This is a genomic window from Micromonospora fiedleri (genome assembly GCF_016774385.1).
Taxonomy (GTDB): domain Bacteria; phylum Actinomycetota; class Actinomycetes; order Mycobacteriales; family Micromonosporaceae; genus Micromonospora; species Micromonospora gifhornensis.
Genome location: NZ_JAETXL010000007.1, coordinates 276,018 through 298,713, shown reverse-complemented (window position 1 = coordinate 298,713; position 22,696 = coordinate 276,018). Strand labels below are relative to the sequence as shown.

At 71.5% G+C, this 22,696-nt stretch carries 21 protein-coding genes; 16 read left to right on the top strand and 5 right to left on the bottom strand.

All coding sequences use genetic code 11. The annotated features are described in order from the left end of the window. Nucleotides 1-16 precede the first annotated feature (16 nt). The 9 genes from panD to JMF97_RS21090 all read left to right on the top strand — a co-directional run bounded on the left by panD (nt 17) and on the right by JMF97_RS21090 (nt 11,240). On the top strand, nt 17-436 hold the full coding sequence (gene panD, locus JMF97_RS21130) for an aspartate 1-decarboxylase (protein ID WP_203223104.1): 420 nt from the start codon (nt 17-19) through the stop codon (nt 434-436). Nucleotides 437-592: 156 nt separating this feature from the next. Further along, nucleotides 593-1,489: a septum formation family protein gene (locus JMF97_RS21125; RefSeq protein ID WP_203223103.1), complete on the top strand. Its 897-nt coding sequence runs from the start codon at nt 593-595 to the stop codon at nt 1,487-1,489. A 61-nt stretch (nt 1,490-1,550) separates the two neighbouring features. Further along, nucleotides 1,551-3,245 carry an L-aspartate oxidase gene (locus tag JMF97_RS21120; protein ID WP_203223102.1) on the top strand — a complete coding sequence of 565 codons (1,695 nt, stop codon included), beginning with the start codon at nt 1,551-1,553 and terminating at the stop codon, nt 3,243-3,245. A 26-nt stretch (nt 3,246-3,271) separates the two neighbouring features. Continuing rightward, nucleotides 3,272-4,168 (top strand): carboxylating nicotinate-nucleotide diphosphorylase, encoded by an 897-nt coding sequence (nadC, locus tag JMF97_RS21115; protein WP_203223236.1) that lies wholly within the window; start codon nt 3,272-3,274, stop codon nt 4,166-4,168. Nucleotides 4,169-4,201: 33 nt separating this feature from the next. Then, complete coding sequence (locus tag JMF97_RS21110; protein WP_203223101.1) at nt 4,202-4,960, top strand: type III pantothenate kinase; 759 nt, start codon at nt 4,202-4,204, stop codon at nt 4,958-4,960. A 272-nt stretch (nt 4,961-5,232) separates the two neighbouring features. After that, nucleotides 5,233-6,741, top strand: coding sequence for a lysine--tRNA ligase (gene lysS, locus JMF97_RS21105; protein ID WP_203223100.1), 1,509 nt, complete (start codon nt 5,233-5,235; stop codon nt 6,739-6,741). Nucleotides 6,742-6,855: 114 nt separating this feature from the next. Continuing rightward, nucleotides 6,856-7,206, top strand: a complete 351-nt coding sequence (locus JMF97_RS21100) for a histone-like nucleoid-structuring protein Lsr2 (RefSeq protein WP_013736254.1) — start codon at nt 6,856-6,858, stop codon at nt 7,204-7,206. Between the two features lie 457 nt (nt 7,207-7,663). After that, the gene (locus tag JMF97_RS21095) at nt 7,664-10,204 is read left to right on the top strand and encodes an ATP-dependent Clp protease ATP-binding subunit (protein WP_203223235.1); all 2,541 of its coding nucleotides are present in this window, start codon (nt 7,664-7,666) and stop codon (nt 10,202-10,204) included. 385 nt (nt 10,205-10,589) lie between these two features. Then, on the top strand, nt 10,590-11,240 hold the full coding sequence (locus tag JMF97_RS21090; protein ID WP_203223099.1) for a C39 family peptidase: 651 nt from the start codon (nt 10,590-10,592) through the stop codon (nt 11,238-11,240). Nucleotides 11,241-11,403: 163 nt separating this feature from the next. Here the strand turns inward: JMF97_RS21090 and JMF97_RS21085 are convergent, their stop codons facing one another. Further along, a complete protein-coding gene (locus JMF97_RS21085) occupies nt 11,404-12,306 on the bottom strand; it encodes an iron-sulfur binding domain-containing protein (RefSeq protein WP_203223098.1) in 903 nt (300 codons plus the stop codon). A gap of 97 nt (nt 12,307-12,403) precedes the next feature. On the opposite strand from JMF97_RS21085, the gene JMF97_RS21080 reads away from it, so the two are divergent. The 3 genes from JMF97_RS21080 (at nt 12,404) to JMF97_RS21070 (ending at nt 14,358) form a co-directional block, all read left to right on the top strand. After that, nucleotides 12,404-12,916: a glycine cleavage system transcriptional repressor gene (locus JMF97_RS21080; RefSeq protein ID WP_203223097.1), complete on the top strand. Its 513-nt coding sequence runs from the start codon at nt 12,404-12,406 to the stop codon at nt 12,914-12,916. A 23-nt stretch (nt 12,917-12,939) separates the two neighbouring features. Continuing rightward, a complete protein-coding gene (locus JMF97_RS21075) occupies nt 12,940-13,500 on the top strand; it encodes a peptide deformylase (protein WP_043725914.1) in 561 nt (186 codons plus the stop codon). 135 nt (nt 13,501-13,635) lie between these two features. Further along, a complete protein-coding gene (locus JMF97_RS21070) occupies nt 13,636-14,358 on the top strand; it encodes a hypothetical protein (protein ID WP_203223096.1) in 723 nt (240 codons plus the stop codon). Between the two features lie 7 nt (nt 14,359-14,365). On the opposite strand, the gene disA is transcribed toward JMF97_RS21070, so the two are convergent. The 4 genes from disA to JMF97_RS21050 form a co-directional block, all read right to left on the bottom strand. Further along, on the bottom strand, nt 14,366-15,544 hold the full coding sequence (gene disA, locus JMF97_RS21065) for a DNA integrity scanning diadenylate cyclase DisA (RefSeq protein ID WP_203223095.1): 1,179 nt from the start codon (nt 15,542-15,544) through the stop codon (nt 14,366-14,368). A 107-nt stretch (nt 15,545-15,651) separates the two neighbouring features. Then, nucleotides 15,652-17,103, bottom strand: coding sequence for a DNA repair protein RadA (radA, locus tag JMF97_RS21060; RefSeq protein WP_203223094.1), 1,452 nt, complete (start codon nt 17,101-17,103; stop codon nt 15,652-15,654). A gap of 103 nt (nt 17,104-17,206) precedes the next feature. Beyond that, nucleotides 17,207-17,917 carry a hypothetical protein gene (locus tag JMF97_RS21055; RefSeq protein WP_203223093.1) on the bottom strand — a complete coding sequence of 237 codons (711 nt, stop codon included), beginning with the start codon at nt 17,915-17,917 and terminating at the stop codon, nt 17,207-17,209. Between the two features lie 140 nt (nt 17,918-18,057). After that, nucleotides 18,058-18,945, bottom strand: coding sequence for a UbiA family prenyltransferase (locus JMF97_RS21050; protein ID WP_238359762.1), 888 nt, complete (start codon nt 18,943-18,945; stop codon nt 18,058-18,060). On the opposite strand from JMF97_RS21050, the gene JMF97_RS21045 reads away from it, so the two are divergent. The 4 genes from JMF97_RS21045 to JMF97_RS21030 all read left to right on the top strand — a co-directional run bounded on the left by JMF97_RS21045 (nt 18,944) and on the right by JMF97_RS21030 (nt 22,687). After that, nucleotides 18,944-19,681 (top strand): methyltransferase domain-containing protein, encoded by a 738-nt coding sequence (locus JMF97_RS21045; RefSeq protein WP_203223091.1) that lies wholly within the window; start codon nt 18,944-18,946, stop codon nt 19,679-19,681. The two genes, JMF97_RS21050 and JMF97_RS21045, sit on opposite strands and share 2 nt — an antisense overlap. A 109-nt stretch (nt 19,682-19,790) precedes the next feature. Then, the gene (locus JMF97_RS21040; RefSeq protein WP_203223090.1) at nt 19,791-20,957 is read left to right on the top strand and encodes an acyl-CoA dehydrogenase family protein; all 1,167 of its coding nucleotides are present in this window, start codon (nt 19,791-19,793) and stop codon (nt 20,955-20,957) included. Nucleotides 20,958-20,991: 34 nt separating this feature from the next. Further along, complete coding sequence (locus tag JMF97_RS21035; protein ID WP_203223089.1) at nt 20,992-22,041, top strand: type III polyketide synthase; 1,050 nt, start codon at nt 20,992-20,994, stop codon at nt 22,039-22,041. Between the two features lie 28 nt (nt 22,042-22,069). Beyond that, on the top strand, nt 22,070-22,687 hold the full coding sequence (locus tag JMF97_RS21030) for a hypothetical protein (protein ID WP_203223088.1): 618 nt from the start codon (nt 22,070-22,072) through the stop codon (nt 22,685-22,687). The last annotated feature ends 9 nt before the right edge of the window (nt 22,688-22,696 follow it).

The following is a 22,696-nucleotide window of genomic DNA, read 5'->3' as shown; positions in this document are numbered from 1 at the left end:
CGCGAAAGGCGTCCCGATGTACCGCACCATGCTCAAATCCAAGATCCACCGGGCCACGGTGACCCAGGCGGATCTGCACTACGTCGGGTCGGTGACCGTCGACGAGGACCTGCTCGACGCCGCCGACCTGCTGCCCGGCGAACAGGTGGCGATCGTCGACATCACCAACGGCGCCCGGCTGGAGACGTACGTGATCCCGGGCCGGCGGGGCAGCGGCGTGATCGGCATCAACGGGGCGGCGGCGCACCTGGTGCACCCGGGTGACCTGGTCATCCTGATCTCGTACGGGCAGATGGACGACGCCGAGGCCCGCACGTACCGCCCCCGGGTGGTGCACGTCGACGCCGACAACAAGGTCGTCGACCTGGGTGCCGACCCGTCGACCGCCGCACCCGGCACCGCCGGCAGCCCTGTGCCCAACCCGCTGGCGGTGTAAGGAAGGGCCCCTTCTTAACGCCTCGCGAGGTAAAAGGGCCCCCTGTTAACACCTGCCCCACCCTGCGCCCGGAATCCGGTCTGTCACCGGAAGGTCATTTCTGGTTACGCTGTGACCGCCGTCGGGGGACGGCCGCTGGCTGGGGGAGGCGGCGTCATGCAGCGTGCGACGAGAACCCTGACCGCGGCCCTGGCCGTCGCGGCGGTGCTGGCGGGCTGCGGTGCGCCGCACGGGCTCGACGGCGACCTGACCGACGACTGGCCGGCCATGGCTGCGCCCGGCGCGTTCACCCCGGCCGCTGAGGTCTGCCACGAGACGGATTTCGCCGACGCGGTGCCGGTGGCGGCGTACGCGCCGGTCGACTGCGCCACGCCGCACCGGGTGGAGACCGTGCACGTCGGGGTCTTCCCCGGCGAACGCAGCGAACCGCCGCCGATCGCCTCACCCGAACTGCGTACCGCCTTCGCCGACTGCGATCAGCGGACCAACGGATACGTCGGCGACAACTGGCGGGCCGGCCGGCTGCGACTGGCGGTGGCGGTGCCCACCGGGCCGGGCTGGGCCGCCGGGTCGCGCTGGTACCGCTGCGACCTGATGGAGGTGACCACCGCCGAGGCGGGCGCCGAGGTGGTGACCCGTAGCGGCTCGCTGCGCAACGCCCTGCGGCCACCGTCAGCGCTCTGGTTGGGCTGCCAGCAGGCCCGCACCAATCGCTCCGGGGTGGTGCAGGCCCTGGTGCAGGTGGACTGCGCCGAGCGCCACAACGCCGAGTTCGCCGGAGTGTGGCAGGCGCCCGATCGCCCGTACCCGGAGAACAGCGCAGGGTGGGCGCCGTTCTACGCCGGCTGCCGTACGATCCTCGCCCGCTACGCCGGTCTGCCGGACGGCACCGACCTGCTCTACCGCACCGACCTGGTGGTCCGCCCGCCCAGCGCCGGGCGGTGGCGGGCCGGTGACCGGGGGGTGCGGTGCTACCTCTGGCTCAGCGACCGGCAGGTGACCGGCTCGCTCAAGGGGGCCGGTCCGGCCGGCCTGCCGGTCCGGACGAAGTAGCGGGAACCACTCGTCCCGCCCCCGTCGCCCGAGCCGAGTGACGTTCGGGTTGACTGGGGGGATGGAGCTACCGACCGTCGGCCTACCGGCGCTGCCCCGCCTGCTGTCCGCGCCGGCGCCGGGTTGGGTGGAGACGACCGACGTGATCGTGGTCGGTTCCGGGGTGGCCGGGCTGACCGCCGCGCTGCACCTGCGCGAGGCCGGCCTGCACGTCACAGTGGTCACCAAGGTGAACATCGACGAGGGCTCGACCCGCTGGGCCCAGGGCGGCATCGCAGCGGTGCTCGACCCGGCGGACACCCCGGCGATGCACGCCTCCGACACCGAGATTGCCGGCGTCGGGCTCTGCGACCCGGCGGCGGTCGGTGTACTGGTGGAGGAGGGGCCGACCCGGCTGCGGGAACTCATGCGCATCGGTGCCGCCTTCGACCGCAACCCCGACGGTTCCCTGATGCTGACCCGGGAGGGCGGGCACCGGGCGGACCGGATCGTGCACGCCGGCGGCGATGCGACAGGCGCCGAGGTCCAGCGGGCCCTGCACGAGGCGGTCCGTCGCGACCCGTGGATCCGGTTGGTCGAGCACGCGCTGGTGTTGGATCTGCTCCGCGCCCCCGGTGACGGGCCCGACGGGCTCGGCAGGGCGTGCGGCATCACCCTGCACGTGCTCGGTGAGGGCAGCGAGGACGGCGTGGGCGCCATCCTGAGCCGGGCCGTGGTGCTGGCCACCGGCGGGATGGGTCAGGTCTTCGCGGCGACCACCAACCCCGCGGTCTCCACCGGCGACGGGGTAGCCCTGGCCATGCGGGCCGGTGCCGCGGTCACCGACGTGGAGTTCGTGCAGTTCCACCCGACCGCGCTGATCGTGCCCGAGCAGGCCCGTACGCCCGGCGACGGCCACGCCCAGCAGCCGCTGGTCTCCGAGGCGCTGCGGGGCGAGGGCGCGCACCTGGTGGACGCCGACGGCAAGCGGTTCATGCTCGGCCAGCACGAACTGGCGGAACTGGCCCCCCGGGACGTGGTGGCCAAGGGCATCCACCGGGTGCTGCTGGCCACCGGTGCCGACCACGTCTACCTCGACGCCCGCCATCTCGGCGGCGACTTCCTGGCCCGCCGGTTCCCCACCATCGTCGCCTCCTGCCTGGCCATCGGCGTGGACCCGGGCGTGGACCTGATCCCGGTGGCGCCCGCCGCCCACTACGCCTCGGGCGGCGTCCGTACCGATCTGCACGGCCGCACCTCCATCCCCGGCCTGTACGCCTGCGGCGAGGTCGCCTGCACCGGGGTGCACGGCGCGAACCGGCTGGCCAGCAACTCCCTGTTGGAAGGGCTGGTCTTCTCCCGGCGGATCGCCGACCACATCGCCGCCGGACTGCCCGAGCAGGCCCGTCCGGCGGAGACCGGCGCCTGGCGGGGTGGCGACGGCTGGGTGCTGCCGGCTGCGGCCACACCCGTCCTGCAGCGGGCGATGACCCGGGGCGCGGGCGTGCTCCGCTCGTCGGCGACGCTCGCCGGGACCGCCGCCGAACTGGCCGAGCTGGGCGCGGGTCGCGGTACGCCCCGTACCGCCGACTGGGAGGCGACGAACCTGCTGACGGTGGCGACGATGCTCGTCGCCGCGGCGTACGCCCGGCAGGAGACCCGGGGCTGTCACTGGCGGGAGGACCACCCGTCGGCCGACGAGCGGTGGCACGGCCACCTGGTCGGCGCGATCGGGGCGGAGAACCGGCTGGCCATGCGGTGGGAGGAGACACGATGAGCGACAACGGTGCCGCGGGCGTGGGCATGAGCGCGGCGACGGAGACACTGCTGCGCGCGGCCGGGCTGGCGCCCGAGCAGGTGCGGCGGATCATCGAGACCGCGCTGGTCGAGGATCTCGGACCGGACCTGCTCGACGTGACGAGCGTGGCGACCATCCCGGCGACGCAGACCGACACCGTCGACGTGGTGGCTCGGGCCGACGGGGTGGTGGCCGGGCTGGCCGTGGCCGCTGCCGTCTTCGAGGTGGCCGACGAGCTGACCGGCGGTGGTCGTACCGTCGAGGTGTCGGTGGTGGCCCGCGACGGCGATCGGGTGGCCCGCGGCGACGTGCTGGCGACGGTGACCGGCCCCACCCGGGTGCTGCTCACCGGCGAACGCACCGCGCTCAACCTGCTCAGCCGGATGTCCGGGGTGGCCACCCACACCCGGGCCTGGGCGGACGCGCTGGCCGGCAGCAAGGCGATGGTCCTGGACACCCGCAAGACCACGCCGGGCCTGCGGATGCTGGAGAAGTACGCGGTCCGCGCGGGCGGCGGCACGAACAAGCGAATGGGCCTGTACGACGTCGCCATGATCAAGGACAACCACAAGTACGCCGCCGGCGGGATCACCGCGGCCTACCGGCGGGTCCGCGAGGCGTTCCCGGACGTACCGGTGCAGGTGGAGGTGGACACCCTCGCCGAGGCGGTGGAGGCGGTCGAGGCCGGCGCGAAGTTCCTGCTGCTGGACAACATGTCCCCGCAGCTGCTCACCGAGGTGGTGGCGGCCGTCGGTGACCGCGCCGAGCTGGAGGCGACCGGCGGGCTGACCCTCGCCGACGCCGCCGAGGTCGGGGCGACCGGCGTGGACTTCCTCTCCGTCGGCGCGCTCACCCACTCCTCGCCGATCCTGGACATCGCGCTGGACCTGCGTACGGAGTGAGCCCCGCAGGACCGGCCGTCTAGGCTGCGTGGCGTGCTGCTCTGCATCGACATCGGGAACACCAACACCGTGCTGGCGACCTTCGACGGTGATCAGCTGGTGCACTCCTGGCGGATCAAGACCGACGCCCGCTCGACCGCCGACGAGCTGGGGCTGATGTTCCGAGGGTTGCTCGCCGGGGACGCCGTCGAGATCACCGGGGTGGCGGCCTGCTCGACCGTGCCGGCCGCGCTGCGGTCGCTGCGGACCATGCTGACCCGCTACTACGGGGAACTGCCGAGCGTGATCGTGGAGCCGGGGGTACGCACCGGCGTGCAACTGGCCATCGACAACCCGAAGGAGGTCGGCTCCGACCGGGTGGTGAACACGCTGGCCGCGTACAGCCTCTACGGCGGCCCGTCGATCGTGGTCGACTTCGGCACCACCACCAACTTCGACGTGATCAGCGGTCGTGGTGAGTTCCTCGGCGGGGCGTTCGCGCCGGGCATCGAGATCTCCTTCGACGCGCTGGCGGCCCGCGCCGCCCAGCTCCGCAAGGTCGAGGCGACCAAGCCGCGGTCGGTGATCGGCAAGAACACCGTGGAGTGTTTGCAGGCCGGGCTCTACTTCGGCTTCGCCGGGCAGGTGGACCGGATCGTCGAGCGGATGGCCGAGGAGATGGGCGAGCTGAAGGCGGTGATCGCCACGGGTGGGCTGGCGCCGTTGGTGCTCAACGAGTGCCGGACGATCACCCATCACGAGCCGATGATCACGTTGATGGGGTTGCGCATGGTTTATGAGCGGAACGTCTGATTCTGTTGCGGGTGGGGTTTCCGGGCAGCCCGACCGGCTCCGGGCGGTCAGGCTTGATCCCTGCGCCGGTCGGGCTGCCCGGAAACCCCTCGGTGCGCGGGGTTCAGCCGTTCCTTGGGGCTTTTGAAAGTGGGGTCGTGGTTGCGGGGGTTGGTTTCCGGGGTGGTGGTGGGGTTGGTCATGGGGGCGGGTTATCCGGTAACGGGGGTTCGGGGGCTTGAGTACGCTCTGGGCTTGACCCCGTCCGAATTCTCCCTCCGAGGAAGCGTGCCGTGACCCAGCAGAGCCCCGTGCCAGTCGACCCCGCCGACGACCTTCCCGAGCAGATGAAGGTCCGCCGGGAGAAGCGGGAGCGGATGCTCGCCGACGGCGTCGAGCCGTACCCGGTCAGCTTCCCGCGCACCAGCAGCCTCGCCGAGGTGCGGGAGCGCTACGCGGAACTGCCCACCGACACGGCGACCGGCGACCGGGTCTCGATCACCGGCCGGGTGATCTTCGTACGGAACACCGGCAAGCTCTGCTTCGCCACCCTGCGGGACGGCGACGGCACGGAACTGCAGGCCATGCTGTCGCTGGACCGGGTCGGCGCGGAGCGGCTGGACGACTGGAAGCGCCTGATCGACCTCGGGGACCTGGTCGGCATCACCGGCGAGGTGATCACCAGCCGGCGGGGCGAGCTGTCGGTGCTCGCCGAGGAGTGGGCGGTCACCGCCAAGGCCCTGCGCCCGCTGCCGGTGGCGCACAAGCCACTCAGTGAGGAAGCCCGGGTACGGCAGCGTTACGTCGACCTGATCGTCCGCCCTCAGGCGCGCCAGATGGTGCGTACCCGGGCGGCTGCGGTGCGCAGTCTGCGCGATTCGCTGCATGACAAGGGATTCATCGAGGTCGAGACCCCGATGCTTCAGTTGCTGCACGGTGGTGCGGCGGCCCGGCCTTTCGTGACCCACAGCAATGCACTCGACACCGACCTGTATCTACGAATCGCGCCGGAACTTTTTCTCAAGCGCGCTGTGGTAGGTGGCGTCGAGCGGGTGTTCGAGATCAACCGCAACTTCCGTAATGAGGGCATCGACTCTTCGCACTCACCGGAGTTCGCGATGCTCGAGGCGTACCAGGCGTACGGCGACTACAACACGATGGCCGAGTTGACCCGGAATCTCATACAGCAGGCGGCGATCGCGGCAACCGGGTCGACCGTGGTGACGCACGCCGACGGTCAGGAGTTCGACCTGGGCGGCGAGTGGCGTTCGGTGAGCCTCTTCGGTGTGCTTTCCGAGGCGCTCGGCGAGGAGGTCACGGTCCGCACCGAACGAGCCCGTCTCGTCGAGTACGCGGACAAGGTCGGGGTAAGCGTCGACCCCAAGTGGGGGCCGGGCAAGTTGTTCGAGGAGTTGTTCGAGGAGTTGGTCGTGCCCGGGCTTCAGGCGCCCACTTTCGTGCGCGACTATCCGGAGGAGACCAGCCCGCTGACCCGTGGACATCGCAGTGAGCCGGGCGTGGCCGAGAAGTGGGACCTGTATGTGTTCGGGTTCGAGTTGGCCACCGCGTACTCGGAGTTGGTCGATCCGGTGGTGCAGCGGGAACGGCTGCTCGCCCAGGCGCAACTGGCCGCGCGTGGCGACGATGAGGCGATGCGGCTGGACGAGGACTTTCTCCGGGCCATGGAGTATGGAATGCCGCCGGCCGGTGGCATGGGAATGGGAATCGATCGACTCCTGATGGCGCTGACCGGCCTGGGAATTCGGGAAACCATCCTGTTCCCGTTGGTTCGCCCGGAGTAGTCGTACGGAACTCGTCGGCTCGTTACCGCGTCCTATTGACGTGACAAGCATCTGACAGGTTATTGTTGCTGTCGCAGATGGCAGTATCAGCCCTGCTCGAAAGGAATGTGGGACGTGGCCAAGCAGATCATTCACAAGCTGGTCGATGACCTGGACGGCGGGGACGCGGACGAGACCGTCAAGTTCGCCCTCGACGGCGTTCAGTACGAGATCGACCTGTCGAGTTCCAACGCCGACAAATTGCGTGATGCATTCGCGCAGTACATCGCGCACGGCACCAAGGTGGGTCGTGGCGGTGTGGTCGTCGGTGGGCGCGCCGCCCGTGGTCGGGGTGGAGCCACCGCCGACCGCGAGCAGAACAAGGCCATCCGGGCCTGGGCGCGCAAGGCCGGCAAGGACATCTCCGACCGGGGTCGCATCCCGCAGGAGATCGTCGACGAGTACCACGCCAAGGCGGGGCACTGAGACGACTCCTGCGAAGGTCATCGGCCGACGCCGGCCCGGAGGAACATTCCGGGCCGGCGTCGGCGTCGTTTCCGACCCGGCCGCGGGGACTAAAGCCGGCGGGTCGGGCGTTGTCCACAGCCGGTGGATGTGTTGTCCACACCCTGTGGATGGCGTCGGAAGGGATGCCGTCCGGTCTCCGGGGCCCCTCCGTGCGCGGTCCCGGTGGCTTGCGGCTGTCCGTCGAATTTCGCTCTGCGCGTACAGACCCCCCGCCCGGAACACCCGCTGAGCGCGGAGGGTTGTGCAAAACGACGCGTACCGGGCCCACCGCGCAGACACACGAGGTCAGCCGAGCCGGTTCGCGGCGATAGAGTAATGAGGCGCGGACGCCCGTCCCGGGCGCTCGCGCACCGGCCCCGCCGAGAGTCTTGACCACCAAGATCGAGTGCGCACGGCACGTGAGGAGCACGAGGGCATGTTCGAGCGGTTCACCGACCGAGCGCGACGGGTTGTCGTCCTGGCCCAAGAAGAGGCCCGGATGCTCAACCACAACTACATCGGTACGGAACACATCCTGTTGGGCCTGATCCACGAGGGTGAGGGCGTCGCGGCCAAGGCCCTGGAGAGCCTCGGGATCTCCCTGGAGGGCGTCCGCCAGCAGGTGGAGGAGATCATCGGCCAGGGCCAGCAGGCACCGAGCGGGCACATCCCGTTCACGCCGCGGGCCAAGAAGGTGCTGGAGCTGTCGCTGCGCGAGGCGCTGCAGCTCGGCCACAACTACATCGGCACCGAGCACATCCTGCTCGGCCTGATCCGCGAGGGTGAGGGCGTCGCCGCCCAGGTGCTGGTCAAGCTCGGCGCCGACCTGAACCGGGTCCGCCAGCAGGTCATCCAGCTGCTCTCCGGCTACCAGGGCAAGGAGCCGGCCGCGGCGGGCACCGCGCCGGGTGAGGCCGCGCCGTCGACCAGCCTGGTGCTGGACCAGTTCGGCCGGAACCTGACCCAGGCGGCCCGTGAGGGCAAGCTCGACCCGGTGATCGGGCGCGAGAAGGAAATCGAGCGGGTGATGCAGGTGCTCTCCCGCCGTACCAAGAACAACCCGGTCCTGATCGGTGAGCCCGGCGTCGGTAAGACCGCCGTGGTCGAGGGGCTGTCCCAGAAGATCATCAAGGGCGAGGTGCCCGAGACGCTCAAGGACAAGCAGCTCTACACGCTCGACCTGGGCGCGCTGGTGGCCGGCTCCCGTTACCGCGGTGACTTCGAGGAGCGCCTGAAGAAGGTGCTCAAGGAGATCCGCACCCGTGGTGACATCATCCTGTTCATCGACGAGATCCACACCCTGGTGGGTGCGGGTGCCGCCGAGGGCGCGATCGACGCGGCGAGCATCCTCAAGCCGATGCTGGCCCGTGGCGAGCTCCAGACCATCGGCGCGACCACCCTCGACGAGTACCGCAAGCACCTGGAGAAGGACGCGGCGCTGGAGCGCCGGTTCCAGCCGATCCAGGTGGGTGAGCCGTCGCTGGCGCACACCATCGAGATCCTCAAGGGCCTGCGCGACCGCTACGAGGCGCACCACCGGGTGAGCATCACCGACGCCGCGCTGGTGGCTGCCGCGACGCTGGCCGACCGGTACATCTCCGACCGGTTCCTGCCGGACAAGGCGATCGACCTCATCGACGAGGCGGGCGCCCGGATGCGGATCCGCCGGATGACCGCGCCGCCAGACCTGCGTGACTTCGACGAGCGCATCGCCCAGGTGCGTCGCGACAAGGAGTCCGCGATCGACGCGCAGGACTTCGAGCGCGCCGCCCAGCTGCGCGACAAGGAGAAGCAGCTGCTGGGCCAGAAGGCGCAGCGGGAGAAGGAGTGGAAGGCCGGTGACCTGGACGTCGTCAGCGAGGTCGACGACGAGCAGATCGCCGAGGTGCTGGGCAACTGGACGGGCATCCCGGTCTACAAGCTGACCGAGGAGGAGACCTCGCGCCTGCTGCGCATGGAGGACGAGCTGCACAAGCGCGTCATCGGCCAGGAGGACGCGGTCAAGGCGGTCTCGAAGGCCATCCGGCGTACCCGCGCCGGCCTGAAGGACCCGAAGCGCCCGTCGGGCTCGTTCATCTTCGCCGGCCCGTCCGGTGTGGGTAAGACCGAGCTGTCCAAGGCGCTCGCCGAGTTCCTGTTCGGCAGCGAGGACGCCCTCATCCAGCTGGACATGTCCGAGTTCCACGACCGCTACACGGTCTCCCGGCTCGTCGGTGCCCCGCCCGGGTACGTCGGCTACGACGAGGGTGGCCAGCTGACCGAGAAGGTGCGGCGTCGGCCGTTCTCGGTGGTGCTCTTCGACGAGATCGAGAAGGCCCACCCGGACGTGTTCAACACGCTGCTCCAGATCCTGGAGGACGGTCGGCTCACCGACGGTCAGGGTCGGATCGTGGACTTCAAGAACACGGTCATCATCCTGACCACCAACCTGGGCACCCGGGACGTGGCCAAGGCGGTCTCGCTGGGCTTCCAGGCGTCGGAGGACTCCGAGTCGAACTACGACCGGATGAAGCAGAAGGTCAACGACGAGCTCAAGCAGCACTTCCGGCCCGAGTTCCTCAACCGGATCGACGACACCATCGTCTTCCACCAGCTGCGTCAGACGGAGATCCTGTCGATCGTCGACATCATGATCGCCCGCATCGAGACCCAGCTGCGCAACAAGGACATGGGTCTTGAGCTGACCGACAACGCCAAGAAGTACCTGGCTGCCAAGGGCTTCGACCCGGTGCTGGGCGCGCGGCCGCTGCGCCGCACGATCCAGCGCGACATCGAGGACAACCTCTCCGAGCGGATCCTGTTCAACGAGCTGATCCCGGGTCAGATCGTGGTGGTGGACTGCGAGGGCGACCCGAACGACATCGACAAGTCCAAGCTCGTCTTCCAGGGCTCCGAGCGCCCGGTCGACGTGCCGGACGCCGTCCCGGCTGATCTCGGTGGCACCGCTACCACCGGTGCGGACGAGACAGCAGCCTGAGTCCTACCAGCTCACATCGACGCCGGCCCGGTGGCATCTGCCACCGGGCCGGCGTCTTTTCTGCGTCGCGGCATTGAAACCGGATTCTGGTCCGGTACCCGTGTCATACCGGACAAAATGACAGGCTGGCCCCATGGGCGGGCAGACGTTCCGAGGCGTCGGGCAGAGCCGCCAATCTTGTGGTGGCGGTCACGGTTTGCCAGGGCATGTGCGCCCACCAGCAGCGGTTGTACGAGGGGTACGCGACGGCACCCACCGGGTGAGGCCGTTGCCGTCCGACAGCCGCCTTGCCGAATGACGCCGAGGCATGCTGCTACTTCCCTCCGACGCGATTCGCACCCCTCCCCTTATCCGGGTGTCGTGTCGATCCCCGAGATGGAAGGCGATGACCATGACGACTCTGATCTACAAGGCCGCCCTGACCGTCGCCGGTGCCGTTGTCGCTGGTGGAGTGGTCGCCGGTCCGACCGGCGCAGTCGCCGCTTCCCCGAACTCCAGCCAGCAGGCCGCCGACCGCGGTCACGCCAAGGGTGAGCGGCAGCTCAAGGTGCGCTATCAGGCGCAGCCCAACTACTACTACTGCGGCCCGGCCGCGGTGCGCAACGCGCTGACCGCCATGGACAAGGACGTCCCGCAGGACGAGTTGGCCCGGGAGATGGGCACCACCGAGCGGGGCACCGACTCCGCGTACGACATCACCAAGGCGCTCAACGAGCGGGTCGGCAAGGACGTCTACCGCACTGTGGAGATCCCCGGCCGGGCCGCTGACGGTGCCGAGACCGATCGGTTGCGGGCCGACATCGTCCGCGCGGTCGACGAGGGTCGCAGTGTGGTGGCCAACGTCGCCGGCACGGCGTTCGACCTCGACGGCGGGACGCACTCCTTCGAGGGCGGGCATTACGTCTCGGTGACCGGCTACCGGGACGGCGGCGCCCAGGCGAAGATCGCTGACTCCGCCGACCCGGCGAAGGCCGAGTACTGGATCGGCATCGACGCGTTGGCCGACTGGGTCGCCACCCGCGGCTACTCCGCCTGATCCGTCGACCGTCTGATCCGCCAGCCGTCTGATCCGCCAGACACTCAGGGCCGGCCTCCATCCGGAGGCCGGCCCTGACACGTCGAATCCGGGCTCAGCCCGGCACGGGCGTCGCCGATGTGTCCAGCCCGGCACGGGCACCCGTGGGCCGTCGCCGATGGGCTCAGCCCGGCACGGGTGCCGGTGGGCCGTCGCCGATCAGGCGGAAGGACGCCTCGCCGACCGGCTCGACCAGGCCGTCGGTGACCAGGCCGGCCAGCGCCCGAGCCCGTTGCACGTCGTCGTCCCAGACCTGGTCCAGGCGTTGGTGCGGCACCGGGCCGGTCGCCTCCCGGAGCACCCCGAGCAGCAGGCCGCGTACCTGGCGGTCGGTGCCCGCGTACCGCTGCGGTCGGCGGGTCGGCCCGGCCGGGGCGACCTGACCCGAGGCGCGCCAGGCGCAGATCGACTCGACCGGGCAGTCGGTGCAGCGGGGCGACCGGGCGGTGCAGATCAACGCCCCCAACTCCATGATCGCGGCGCTGGCCAGGGCGGCGGCAGCCGGCTCGACGGGCAGCAGTTCCTCGGTGGCGACCAGGTCGGCGGGGCGGGTCGCCGGGCCGGCGTCCGGCTCGCCGGCCACCGCGCGGCAGACCACCCGGCGTACGTTGGTGTCGACCACCGGGTGCCGCTGACCGTACGCGAAGGCAGCCACCGCCCGGGCCGTGTACGTGCCGACGCCGGGCAGGGCGAGCAGTTGGTCCAGTCGGTCCGGCACCGCGCCGCCGTGCCGCTCCACGATCGCCACCGCGCAGTCGCGCAGCCGGACGGCGCGACGCGGATAGCCGAGCCGTCCCCACATCCGGATCGCCTCGGCCGGACTGTCCTGCGCCAGGGCGGCGGGTGTGGGCCAACGGTCCAGCCACGCGTGCCAGGCGGGCAGCACCCGGACCACCGGGGTCTGCTGGAGCATCACCTCGCTGACCAGGATCGCCCAGGGGCTGACGTCGGGTTTGCGCCAGGGCAGGTCCCGGGCGTTGTGTTCGTACCACCGGCTCACCAGTCCGGCGAATGTCGATTCCGTCATCGCGTCGCTGATGATGTCACGCGCGCCGGTTCCCACGATTGGACACCTCCGGGCGGGCCGTGGCCAGTGGCGAGTGACGATCGGGGAGAATGCCCGGATGAACGAGCTCGCGATCACCGTCATCGGCCGGGACCGGCCCGGCATCGTGGCCGACGTCGCCGAGGTGCTCGCTCGGCTCGGGGCCAACCTCACCGACAGCACGATGACTCGGCTACGGGGGCACTTCGCGATGACCCTCATCTGCGTCGGTCCGTCGGCCGCGGAGGTCGAGGACGCCCTGGGCCCACTGACCGCCGACGGCCAGCTGCTGGCGACCGTACGGCAGGTGCGGCCGGACGGGGAGACCGTGCCCACCGGTGAGCGCTATGTCATGTCGGTGCACGGCGCGGACCGGATGGGCATCGTGGCCGCGATGACCCGCGCGGTGACCGTGGCCGGCGGCAACGTCACCGACCTGAGCACCCGGCTGGTGGGATCGCTCTACGTGGTCGTCGCCGAGGTCGATCTGCCGGCCGACGTCACCGACACGCTTCCGGGTCAGCTGGCGGAGGTCGCCGCCGGCCTGGGCGTGGAAGTCACTCTCCGTCCCGCTGACTCGGATCTGCTGTGAGCGGGCAGGTGGGCGGGCCGGAACTGGACCCGCAGACACCGACGGGCCTCGGTGACTGGACACCGGAGCTGCTCGGCCCGGGTCAGGTGTTGCCGGTGGTCTCCGCGCCGCACCCGGTGCTCAGCCGGGCCGGGGCGCAGGTCGACCCGACCGCCGAGGAGACCGTACGGCTGGCGGCCGACCTGGTCGCCACGATGCGGGTGTCGCCGGGCTGTGTCGGGCTGGCCGCGCCGCAGGTGGGTGTGGGTGCGCAGGTTTTCGCGGTGGACGTCACCGGGCACGCCAAGGCGGTCACCGTGCACGGCACGTTCGTGCTCTGCAACGCCCGAGTGGTCGAGGCGACCCGATGGAAGGCGGGCCGGGAGGGGTGCATGTCGGTTCCCGATCTCACCGGGGACGTCAAGCGCGCCAGCCGGCTCGTGGTCGAAGGGGCGTTGCCCGGCAGCGGCGAGCAGGTCCGCCTGGTGACGGACGGTTTCGAGGCGCGCGCCCTGCAACACGAGATCGACCACTGCGCCGGGCTGCTCTTCCTGGACCGGGTGGCGGGCGCACACGCGATCTACCAGCGCAAGGTCTACCTCTGAACCGGCCGCGCCGGTACGAAGAGTGACGACCCCGGTCGGGTCTGTCGACAGTGGAGGATGTGTTCCGATGGCTCCGGTCTGCCTCGGCGCGTCGTTACCGTCCGTCGCGCACGACGCCGCTACGGTGGGGGCATCATGCGTCTGACGGTCGGCCCCCTGCCTCCCGCCGTGTACTGGCGGCGTCGCGCCGTCGTGCTCGGCGCGGTCCTGCTTTTCCTGATTGTGCTGCTCTACTCGTGCAACGGCCCGCGTGGCGGCAACGATGCGACCGGGGGCAATCAGCCCGATCCGGGCGTCTCCGGAACTCCGGAGCCCACCGGCTCGGTGCTGACTCCGCAGACCGGTTCGCCGCCGCCGTCGTCGGGTGACGCCGGTGCCGGTCCGACCACACCGACCGAGACCCCCGGGCCAGGGTCGAGCCTGACCAACAACCCGCCGGCCGTCGCACCCGTGGCCGACGAGGGCACCTGCACGGACGCGGAACTCTCGGTGACCGCTGTGGCGCTGCCGGCGAAGGTGGTCCGGGGTGCCTCGGTGGACCTGCACCTGAAGGTCCGCAACCGGGCCGACCGGACGTGCAATCGGGATGTCGGTGCGACCGCGCAGGAGATCTACATCAAGTCCGGTGCCGAGGTGGTCTGGTCGTCGGACACCTGCGGCACCGCCGCCGGGTCGGACGTGCAGTCCTTCACCTCGGGCTTCGAGCGTTCGTACCAGGTGGGCTGGAACGGCAAGGACAGCAGCCGGTGTGCCAACGGGCTGGCGAGCGGGGAAACCCCGCCCGCCGGGACGTACGAGGTCTTCGCTCGGGTGGGCACCAAGCTGAGCCAGCCGGTCAAGCTCGTCCTCACCGACTGACCGAGCGTCAGACGTACCGCTCCAGGATGGACGCCTCGGCGAGCCGGGACAGCCCTTCGCGTACGCCTCGGGCCCGGGCATCGCCGACGCCCTCGACGGCCTGGAGGTCCTCCACGGTGGCGCCGAGCAGCCGCTGGAGGCTGCCGAAGTGCACCACCAGCCGGTCCACCACGGCCACCGGCAGCCGGGGCACCTTGGCCAGCAGCCGGAAGCCGCGAGGGCTGACCGCCGCGTCCAGCGCGTCGGAGGCGGCCGGGTAGCCGATGGCCTTGGCGACCGAGACCAGGTCGATCAGCTCGGTGGCGGTGAGCAGGTCCAGCTCGACCAGGGCCTCGTCGAGCGTGCGGGGCTTCCGACCGGCCGGCAGGTAGTCCCGGATGACCAGGGTGCGGTCAGCATCCACGCCGGCCATCAACTCGTCGAGCTGGAGGGCGAGCAACCGGCCGTCGGTGCCCAGCTCCACCACGTATCCGGCGATCTCGTCGGCGATCCGGCGGACCATCTCCAGCCGCTGCACCACGGCCACCGCGTCACGCACGGTGACCAGGTCCTCGATCTCCAGCGCCGAGAGCGTGCCGGAGACCTCGTCCAGCCGGAGCTTGTAGCGCTCCAGGGTGGCCAACGCCTGGTTGGCCCGGGACAGGATCGCCGCCGAGTCGTCGAGCACGTGCCGTTGCCCGTTGACGTAGAGGCTGATGATCCGCATCGACTGGCTGACCGAGATCACCGGGTAGCCGGTCTGCCGGGCGACCCGCTCGGCGGTGCGGTGCCGGGTGCCGGACTCCTCCGTCGGGATGGTCGGGTCGGGCATCAGGTGCACCGCGGCGCGGACGATGCGGGTGCCGTCACTGGACAGCACCACCGCGCCATCCATCTTGCACAGCTCGCGGACCCGGGTGGCGGAGAACTCGACGTCGAGCGGGAAACCGCCGGTGCACAGCCCTTCGACCACCTTGTCGTAGCCGAGCACGATCAGCGCGCCCGTCCGCCCGCGCAGGATGCGTTCCAGACCGTCGCGCAGTGCGGTGCCGGGTGCCATCAGGGCCAGATTGGCGCGCAGCGGATCGCCGGCGCTGCCACCCCCGGTCACGCTGATGCTGATCGGACGGGCGGGCGAGCCCACGGCGCCGGTGCGGGCGTGGGGCGTCGCGCCGGCAGGCTTGGTGGTATCGCGGTCGACTGGCACGGGCACAGTCTACGGACTGCCGTGCGGTGGGTGCTCCTGTGGTTACTGTGATGTGTCACGATCCGTCCCTCCGTCCGGGCCGGGCGGAATCACCCGGGACGTGGCTTTCATTCCGCCGATGCCCGGGCTGCCGCCTGAAGCGCCGAACGGACGTTGTCGACCTCGATCACCCGCATCTGGTCGGGGCCGGCGCCGGTGCTGGTCGGCCCGCAGCCCGGTGGCACCAGGGCCAGCCGGAAGCCGAGCCGGGCCGCCTCGGTCAGCCGGCGGGGCACCGCGCCCACCCGGCGTACCTCACCGGTCAGACCGACCTCGCCGATCGCCACGAGGTGGGGTGCGATGGCCAGGTTGAGGCCGCCGGAGGCGACGGCGAGCGCGACCGCCAGATCTGCCGCCGGCTCCACCACCCGGATGCCCCCGACGGTGGCCGCGAAGACCTCCCGGTCGTGCAGGGTGAGCCGTTCGGTGCGGCGTTGCAGCACCGCCAGCACCATCGCCAGGCGGGCCGAGTCCAGACCCGAGACGGTACGCCGAGGTGAGCCGGCCACCGTGGCACCGATCAGCGCCTGCACCTCGGTGACCAGGGCCCGCCGCCCCTCCATCGCCACCGTCACGCAGGTGCCCGGCACCGGCTCGGCGTAGCGGGTGAGGAACAGCCCGGAGGGGTCGGCGAGGCTGCTGATGCCGCCCTCGTGCATCTCGAAGCAGCCCACCTCGTCGGCCGCGCCGAAACGGTTCTTGACCCCGCGTACCATCCGCAGCGACGAGTGCTTGTCGCCCTCGAAGTGCAGCACCACGTCGACCAGGTGCTCCAGCACCCGAGGGCCGGCCACCTGGCCGTCCTTGGTGACGTGGCCGACCAGCACGGTGGCGATCCCGCGCTCCTTGGCGACCGAGACCAGCGCGGCGGTGACCGCCCGGACCTGGGTGACCCCGCCGGGCACCCCCTCGGTGCCGGTGGTGGAGATGGTCTGCACCGAGTCGAGCACCAGCAGGCCGGGCTTGACGGCGTCGAGGTGACCGAGCACCGCCGCCAGGTCGCTCTCGGCGGCCAGGTAGAGCTGGTCGTGCAGGGTGCCCATCCGCTCGGCCCGCAGCCGCACCTGGCTGACCGACTCCTCGCCGCTGACCACCAACGACGGGCTGCCCGCACCGGCCGCCCACTGCTGGGCGACGTCGAGCAGCAGGGTCGACTTGCCGACACCGGGCTCACCGGCGAGCAGCACCACCGCCCCCGGCACCAGCCCACCGCCGAGCACCCGGTCGAGCTCGCTGACGCCGGTGGGCCGGGCCCGGGCCGGTGCCGCGCTGATGGTGGCGATCGGCCGGGCCGGCTCGGCGGGCATCCGGGAGCTGACCACCCGTCCCGACACGGTGGGACCGGTGATCGTGCACTCGACCACCGAGCCCCATTCGCCGCATTCGGTGCAGCGTCCCACCCATTTCGGTGGCTGGTGGCCGCAGGCGTCGCACTCGTACGCGGGCCGGGGCTCGCGGCCGGCAGCCTTGCCGCGCCCACCGGCGGTGCCTCGGGCCGGAGTCGATCGGGAGATGCTCACCCCAGCGACGCTAACCCCCGGGTACGACGACGATGCCGCCGGCATGGGGTCACCACGCCGGCGGCGCCGGAATTCGCTCGGGCGGGACCTGCCGCTCGGTGGGTCAGTGGCCGCCTTCGCCCTCGAACTCGGTGTGCCGCTCGATGATGGGCGAGGGCGGCGGCGGCGGGGTGAGCGGCACGGCCACCGGGGCCGGGCTGGTGATCTGGTCGCCGCCACCGAAGTCGAAGTTGACGGTGACGTTCTGGCCGGCGAGCAGGGCCCCGTTCAGCCCGATGAGCTGGAGCACCCGGTCACCCTCGGTGTTCAGCTGCACGTAGCTCAGCGGCGGGATCTCGATCCGGGCCGGCTGGGTGTCCGGCGACGAGGTCGGGTCCGGCGACGGCGAGTCGTCGGGCGAGGGGGAGCCGTCGGGCGACGGGGAACCGGTCGGCGAGGGCGAGCCGGTCGGCGACGGGCTGGCGGTGGGCGACGGGCTGGTCGCGGCGCGGACCGTGGTGAGCACGACCTCGCGGGCGTCCGGCGAGGTGACCGTCACGGTGACCGGGTTGTGCGTGTCGTTGTAGAAGACCGCGTTCAGCACCGCGTTGTCGCCGGCCTGGTAGCCCTCGACACCGGGGTACGCGACCAGCACGCCCAGCACGCCGTACTTGCCCTCGGCGCCCTGGAGGTTGACGCCCTGGACCGACGGCACCTTGTTGGCCGTCTCGGAGATCTGGCCGGCGCCGCACCCGGACAGCAGCAGCGCCGCTGCCGCCGCGATTCCGGGCAGCAGTACGGCAGCTCGCCGGGATCCCCTGATCGAGCGCGTCACGTCGGTCCTCCTCGTCACGATCACTACCCGGCTAACCCGCCGGACCCGCTGGCCATGCCCGCGCAGACCGCGCTCCAGGGTAGTTGGAGCTGATCGTGGCCCGCACGCCGACCCGGTGCAGCCACCTGCCAGGGTGAGGCTCAGACCAGCCGACCGCTCGTGACCAGCAGCACGACATCGATCAGCGCTACCAACATCATCGCCCGGAAGGCGGCCACCGGGCGGACACCGGCTCGTTCGGCGCTGCGACCGGCGTACCAGGCGCTTGCGGTGATCATCAGGGCGGCGGCGACGGTCGCGAGGCCCACGCCCGACGGCGGGCCGGGCGGGCCGAGCACCAGCGTGCCGGTCGCCGCGACCAGCAGCCCGACGGCCGCCAACCGGCTCCCCGCCGGACCCAGCCGGTGTGGCAGCCCGCGTACCCCGGTCCGGGCGTCGTCGGCGAAGTCGGGCAGCACGTTGGCGAAGTGTGCGCCCGCGCCGAGCAGAGCTGCGGCGGCGACCAGCCAGACGGGCGGGGCGGGTGCGCCGGGCAGGGCCAGGACCACGAAGGCGGGCAACGCGCCGAAGGAGATCGCGTACGGCAGCACCGAGATCGCCGTCGACTTCAGCGGCCAGTCGTAGAGCAGGGCCGAGAGCAGCCCGATGGTGGCCCAGAGCGCGGCCACCGGGTTCGTGGTCAGCGCCAGCGCCACGGTGCTGGTGGCGGCCACCGTCGCGGCCACCGCCACCAGTCGGCGGCTGACCAGCCCGGCCGCGACCGGTTTGTCGGTGCGGCCGACCAACGCGTCCCGGTCGGCGTCGACCAGGTCGTTGGTCCAGCCGACGGCGAACTGACTGGCAGCCACGGTGATCGCCACCGTGGCGATGCCCTGGGGCGGGTGACCGATACCGGCGGCGAGCAGGGCGGCCACTGTGGTGACTGCCGCCGTCGGCTCCGGATGGCTCGCCCTGACCAGCCCTAACACCGTCGACGACATAACGGAAGTCTGGTCGTTACCCGTCAGTCGTGCCACGCTCGATGTCATGCGTGATGCCGGCCTGAGCCTGCCCCGCAACGATCCGCGCCAGTACGACGACCTGGCCGGGGAATGGTGGCGGCCGGACGGCGCCTTCGCCATGCTGCACTGGCTCGCCCAGGCCCGGGCGGCCCTGGTGCCCCCGGCGACGCGTCCCGGCGCGCTCCTGGTCGACCTCGGTTGCGGTGCTGGCCTGCTCGCCCCGCACCTGGTCGGCAAGGGTTACCGGCACGTCGGGGTGGACCTGACCCGCTCGGCGCTGAGCCAGGCGGCCGACCACGGTGTGACAGTGGTCAACGGTGACGCCACGGCGGTGCCGCTCGCCGACGGCTGCGCCGACGTGGTCGCCGCCGGTGAGCTGCTGGAACACGTCCCGGACTGGCGCGCCGCGGTCGCGCAGGCGTGCCGGTTGCTGCGACCGGGCGGCCTGCTCGTGCTCGACACGCTCAACGACACCGCCCTGAGTCGGCTGGTCGCGGTCCGGATCGCCGAACGGCTGCCGACCGTGCCGCGTGGCATCCACGACCCACGGTTGTTCGTGGACGATCGTGAGTTGGTCGCCGAGTGCGCCCGACACGGGGTGGACCTGCGGGTGCGTGGCGTCCGCCCGGCCGTGCCCGGCCTGCTGCGCTGGTTGCTCCGCCGGGCTCGCGGCATCGAGACGCCGTCCGACCAGGTGCCGCGCATCGTGCCGACCGCGTCGGCCGCGGTGCTCTACCAGGGGCGCGGGGTACGCGACGGATAGCGGAACTCGACGGGGGGTATGGGGATGGCCGAGGAGGGTTCCATGAACGAGCGTCATCGGGTGGCTGGTCGGCGGGGCGCGGTGGCCCGCGCCGATGCGGAGCGCCGGCATGGGTGAAGCGGGAGCGGCCGCGGCTCGGAGGTTGGCGCCCCGGTTGGCGGCTCGGGCCGCCGAGCATGACCAGGCCGGCTCGTTCCCGGCCGATGACTTCGCCGATCTGCGCGCGGCCGGGCTGTTCGGGTTGATGGTCCCCGCCGAGCTGGGTGGTGCGGGCGCCACCTTCGCCGAGTACGCGGCCGTCGCCACCGAGCTGGCCCGGGGCAACGGCGCGACGGCACTTGTGTTCAACATGCACGCCTCGGTCACCGGCGCGCTGGGGGCGGTCACCGAGGAACTGGCCGAGGCGCTCGGCGTACCGCAGGAGGCGCTTGCCGCCCGGGACCGGTTGCTGCGCGCGGCGGCCGACGGGGCGTGGTACGCCGTCGCGATGAGCGAACGCGGCGCCGGCGCCCGACTGTCCCAGCTCAGCACGGTGTACGAGCCGGTCGACGGCGGCTGGCGGATCAAGGGCAGCAAGACGTTCTGTTCCGGTGCCGGTCACGCCGACGGCTACCTGGTGGCCGCCCGGAGCGCGACCGACCCGTCGATCGTCTCGCAGTTCCTGGTCCCGGCGGGGGAGGGTCTCACCGTCGAACCGACCTGGGATTCCCTGGGCATGCGGGCCACCGCCTCGCACGACCTGCACCTGGACGTCACGGTGCCGGCCGATCGGCTGCTCGGCGGGGTGGAGGGTCTGGCCCTGGTGGTCGCCCAGCTCATGCCGCACTGGCTGGTGGCCAGCTACGCCGCCGTCTACGTCGGGGTGGCGCGGGCGGCGATCGACGCGGCGGCGGAGCACCTCAACGCCCGCAACCTCGCCGGGCTGCCGGCGGTGCGCGCCCGCCTCGGTCGGGCCGACGCCGCCGTGGCGGCGGCACAGTTGACGGTGGCCGAGGCGGCCCGCCGGGTCGACGAGGCACCCGGTGACGCGGAGACCAACCGCTGGGTGTGGCGGGCCAAGCTGCTGGCCGGTACGACCGCCGCCGACGTGGCGGCATCCGTGCTGGAGGCGGCGGGCACCTCCGCCACCCGACGTGGCCATCCGCTGGAGCGCCTCTACCGGGACGCCCGGTGCGGGTCGCTGCATCCGGCCACCTCTGATGTCTGTGCCGACTGGCTCGGTGTCGCCGCCCTCGGTGGTGACCCGGACCGTGAGGGCTCGGCCCCTCGTTGGTGAGGGTGGTAAGTCCGACCAGAAGGAGGGTGAAGCCGTGTCGGTACCGGTGATCGCGGGCCTGGGCACGGCTTCGCCGCCGTCGGCGGACCAGGACGAGTTGTGGGAGCGGTTCTTCTCCCGGCACTACTCCGGCAGCACCCGGGCGCTCGCCGAGCGGATCTTCGCGAACTCGGGGGTCGACCGGCGACAGGCCGCGGTCAACCCGTTGATCGAGGACGTCTCCGACTGGCCGACCGAGCGGCGGATGCGCCGCTACCAGGTCGAGGCGCTGCCGCTGGGCAAGGAGGCGGTCGGTCGGGCGTTGACCGCCGCCGGGCTGGCGGCCGGTGACATCGGGCTGTTCGTCGTCTGTTCCTGCACCGGGTACGCGACGCCGGGGCTGGACATCCTGCTCGCCCGGGACCTGGGCATGGCCCCGTCGACCCAGCGGATGTTCGTCGGTCACATGGGTTGCTACGCGGCGTTGCCCGGGCTGGGCGCGGCGAGCGACTTCGTGACCGCACGGGGACGGCCGGCGCTGCTGCTCTGCGCCGAGCTGACCAGCCTGCATCTGCAACCGTCGTCGGCGAGGGTGGACACCCAGCAGATCATCTCGCATGCGCTCTTCTCGGATGCCGCCGTCGCCGCCGTGGTGGTTCCCGGCGGCCGTGGGTACGCGGTGCGCGCGGTCACCTCGGTCACCGACTCGTCCACCGCCGACCACATGACCTGGGACGTGACCGACACCGGCTTCCGGATGGGGCTGTCCCCCAAGGTGCCGCAGGTGCTCTCGGCACACGTCCGGGGCCTGGTCGACGAGTTGCTGACCAGCCACGGCAGCCGGCTGTCCGACGTCGACGGCTGGGCGGTGCACCCGGGGGGACCGCGCATCCTCAACGTGGTCGAGCGGGAGCTGGCCCTGGCCTCTGCCGCCTTGGCCGCCTCGCGGCAGACCCTCGCGGAGCACGGCAACTGCTCGTCCCCCACCGTGCTGCTGATCCTCGACCGGCTGTTGCGGTACGCACCGTCGCCGCGTCGAGTGGTGATGCTCGCCTTTGGACCCGGGTTGACCCTTTACGCAGCGTTGCTGGAACGTCACGTCTGAGCGGTACGGTAGCGGCTACCCTTTAGGCGTGGACGTCGATGCCATCTACCGCTTGCGCGGGGCCTTGCTGGTCGGGGTCGGCGTCGTCGCGTTGGCCCTGGGCGGCTGGTGGTGGCGGGTGGAAGCCCCGGCGTCGCCGCCGGCGGGGGAGCGCCTCGAGGCCGCGTCGGAGGATTCCTTCTGGCAGGAGGATCGGATCGACCGGAGCAGGTTCCGACAGGAGCCGGGCGCATCCTCGTCGATCGTGATCGAGTCCACCACCGGCGCGGTACTTGTGGACCCGCACACCGGGCAGGTGATCGGGACGGTCTCCGAGAGCGACGCCGGCCCTGGTGCGGGACGGGGCATCGGTCGACAAGCGGCGGTGTGGACCGAGCGGGCCTCGCTGGACGCGGGCACGGCGCTGGCCCGGGAGTCCCGGCTCGATCGCGGCGAGCGGAACGTGCTGATCTTCAGTTGCACCGGTCCCGGCGAGTTGCTGGTCACCGTCGTTGGCGCCAGAGCGGGCGATCCGATGACGGTGGGCTGCGACGGCACGGTGATCACGACGGAGATGGTCGGCACGGGCGCGAACGTGACAGTGCTGTTCTCCACCGCCGGTGCGGCGTCGCTGCAACTGGTGGCCCGCCTGGTCGACCCGTCCTGAGCGGGCGGG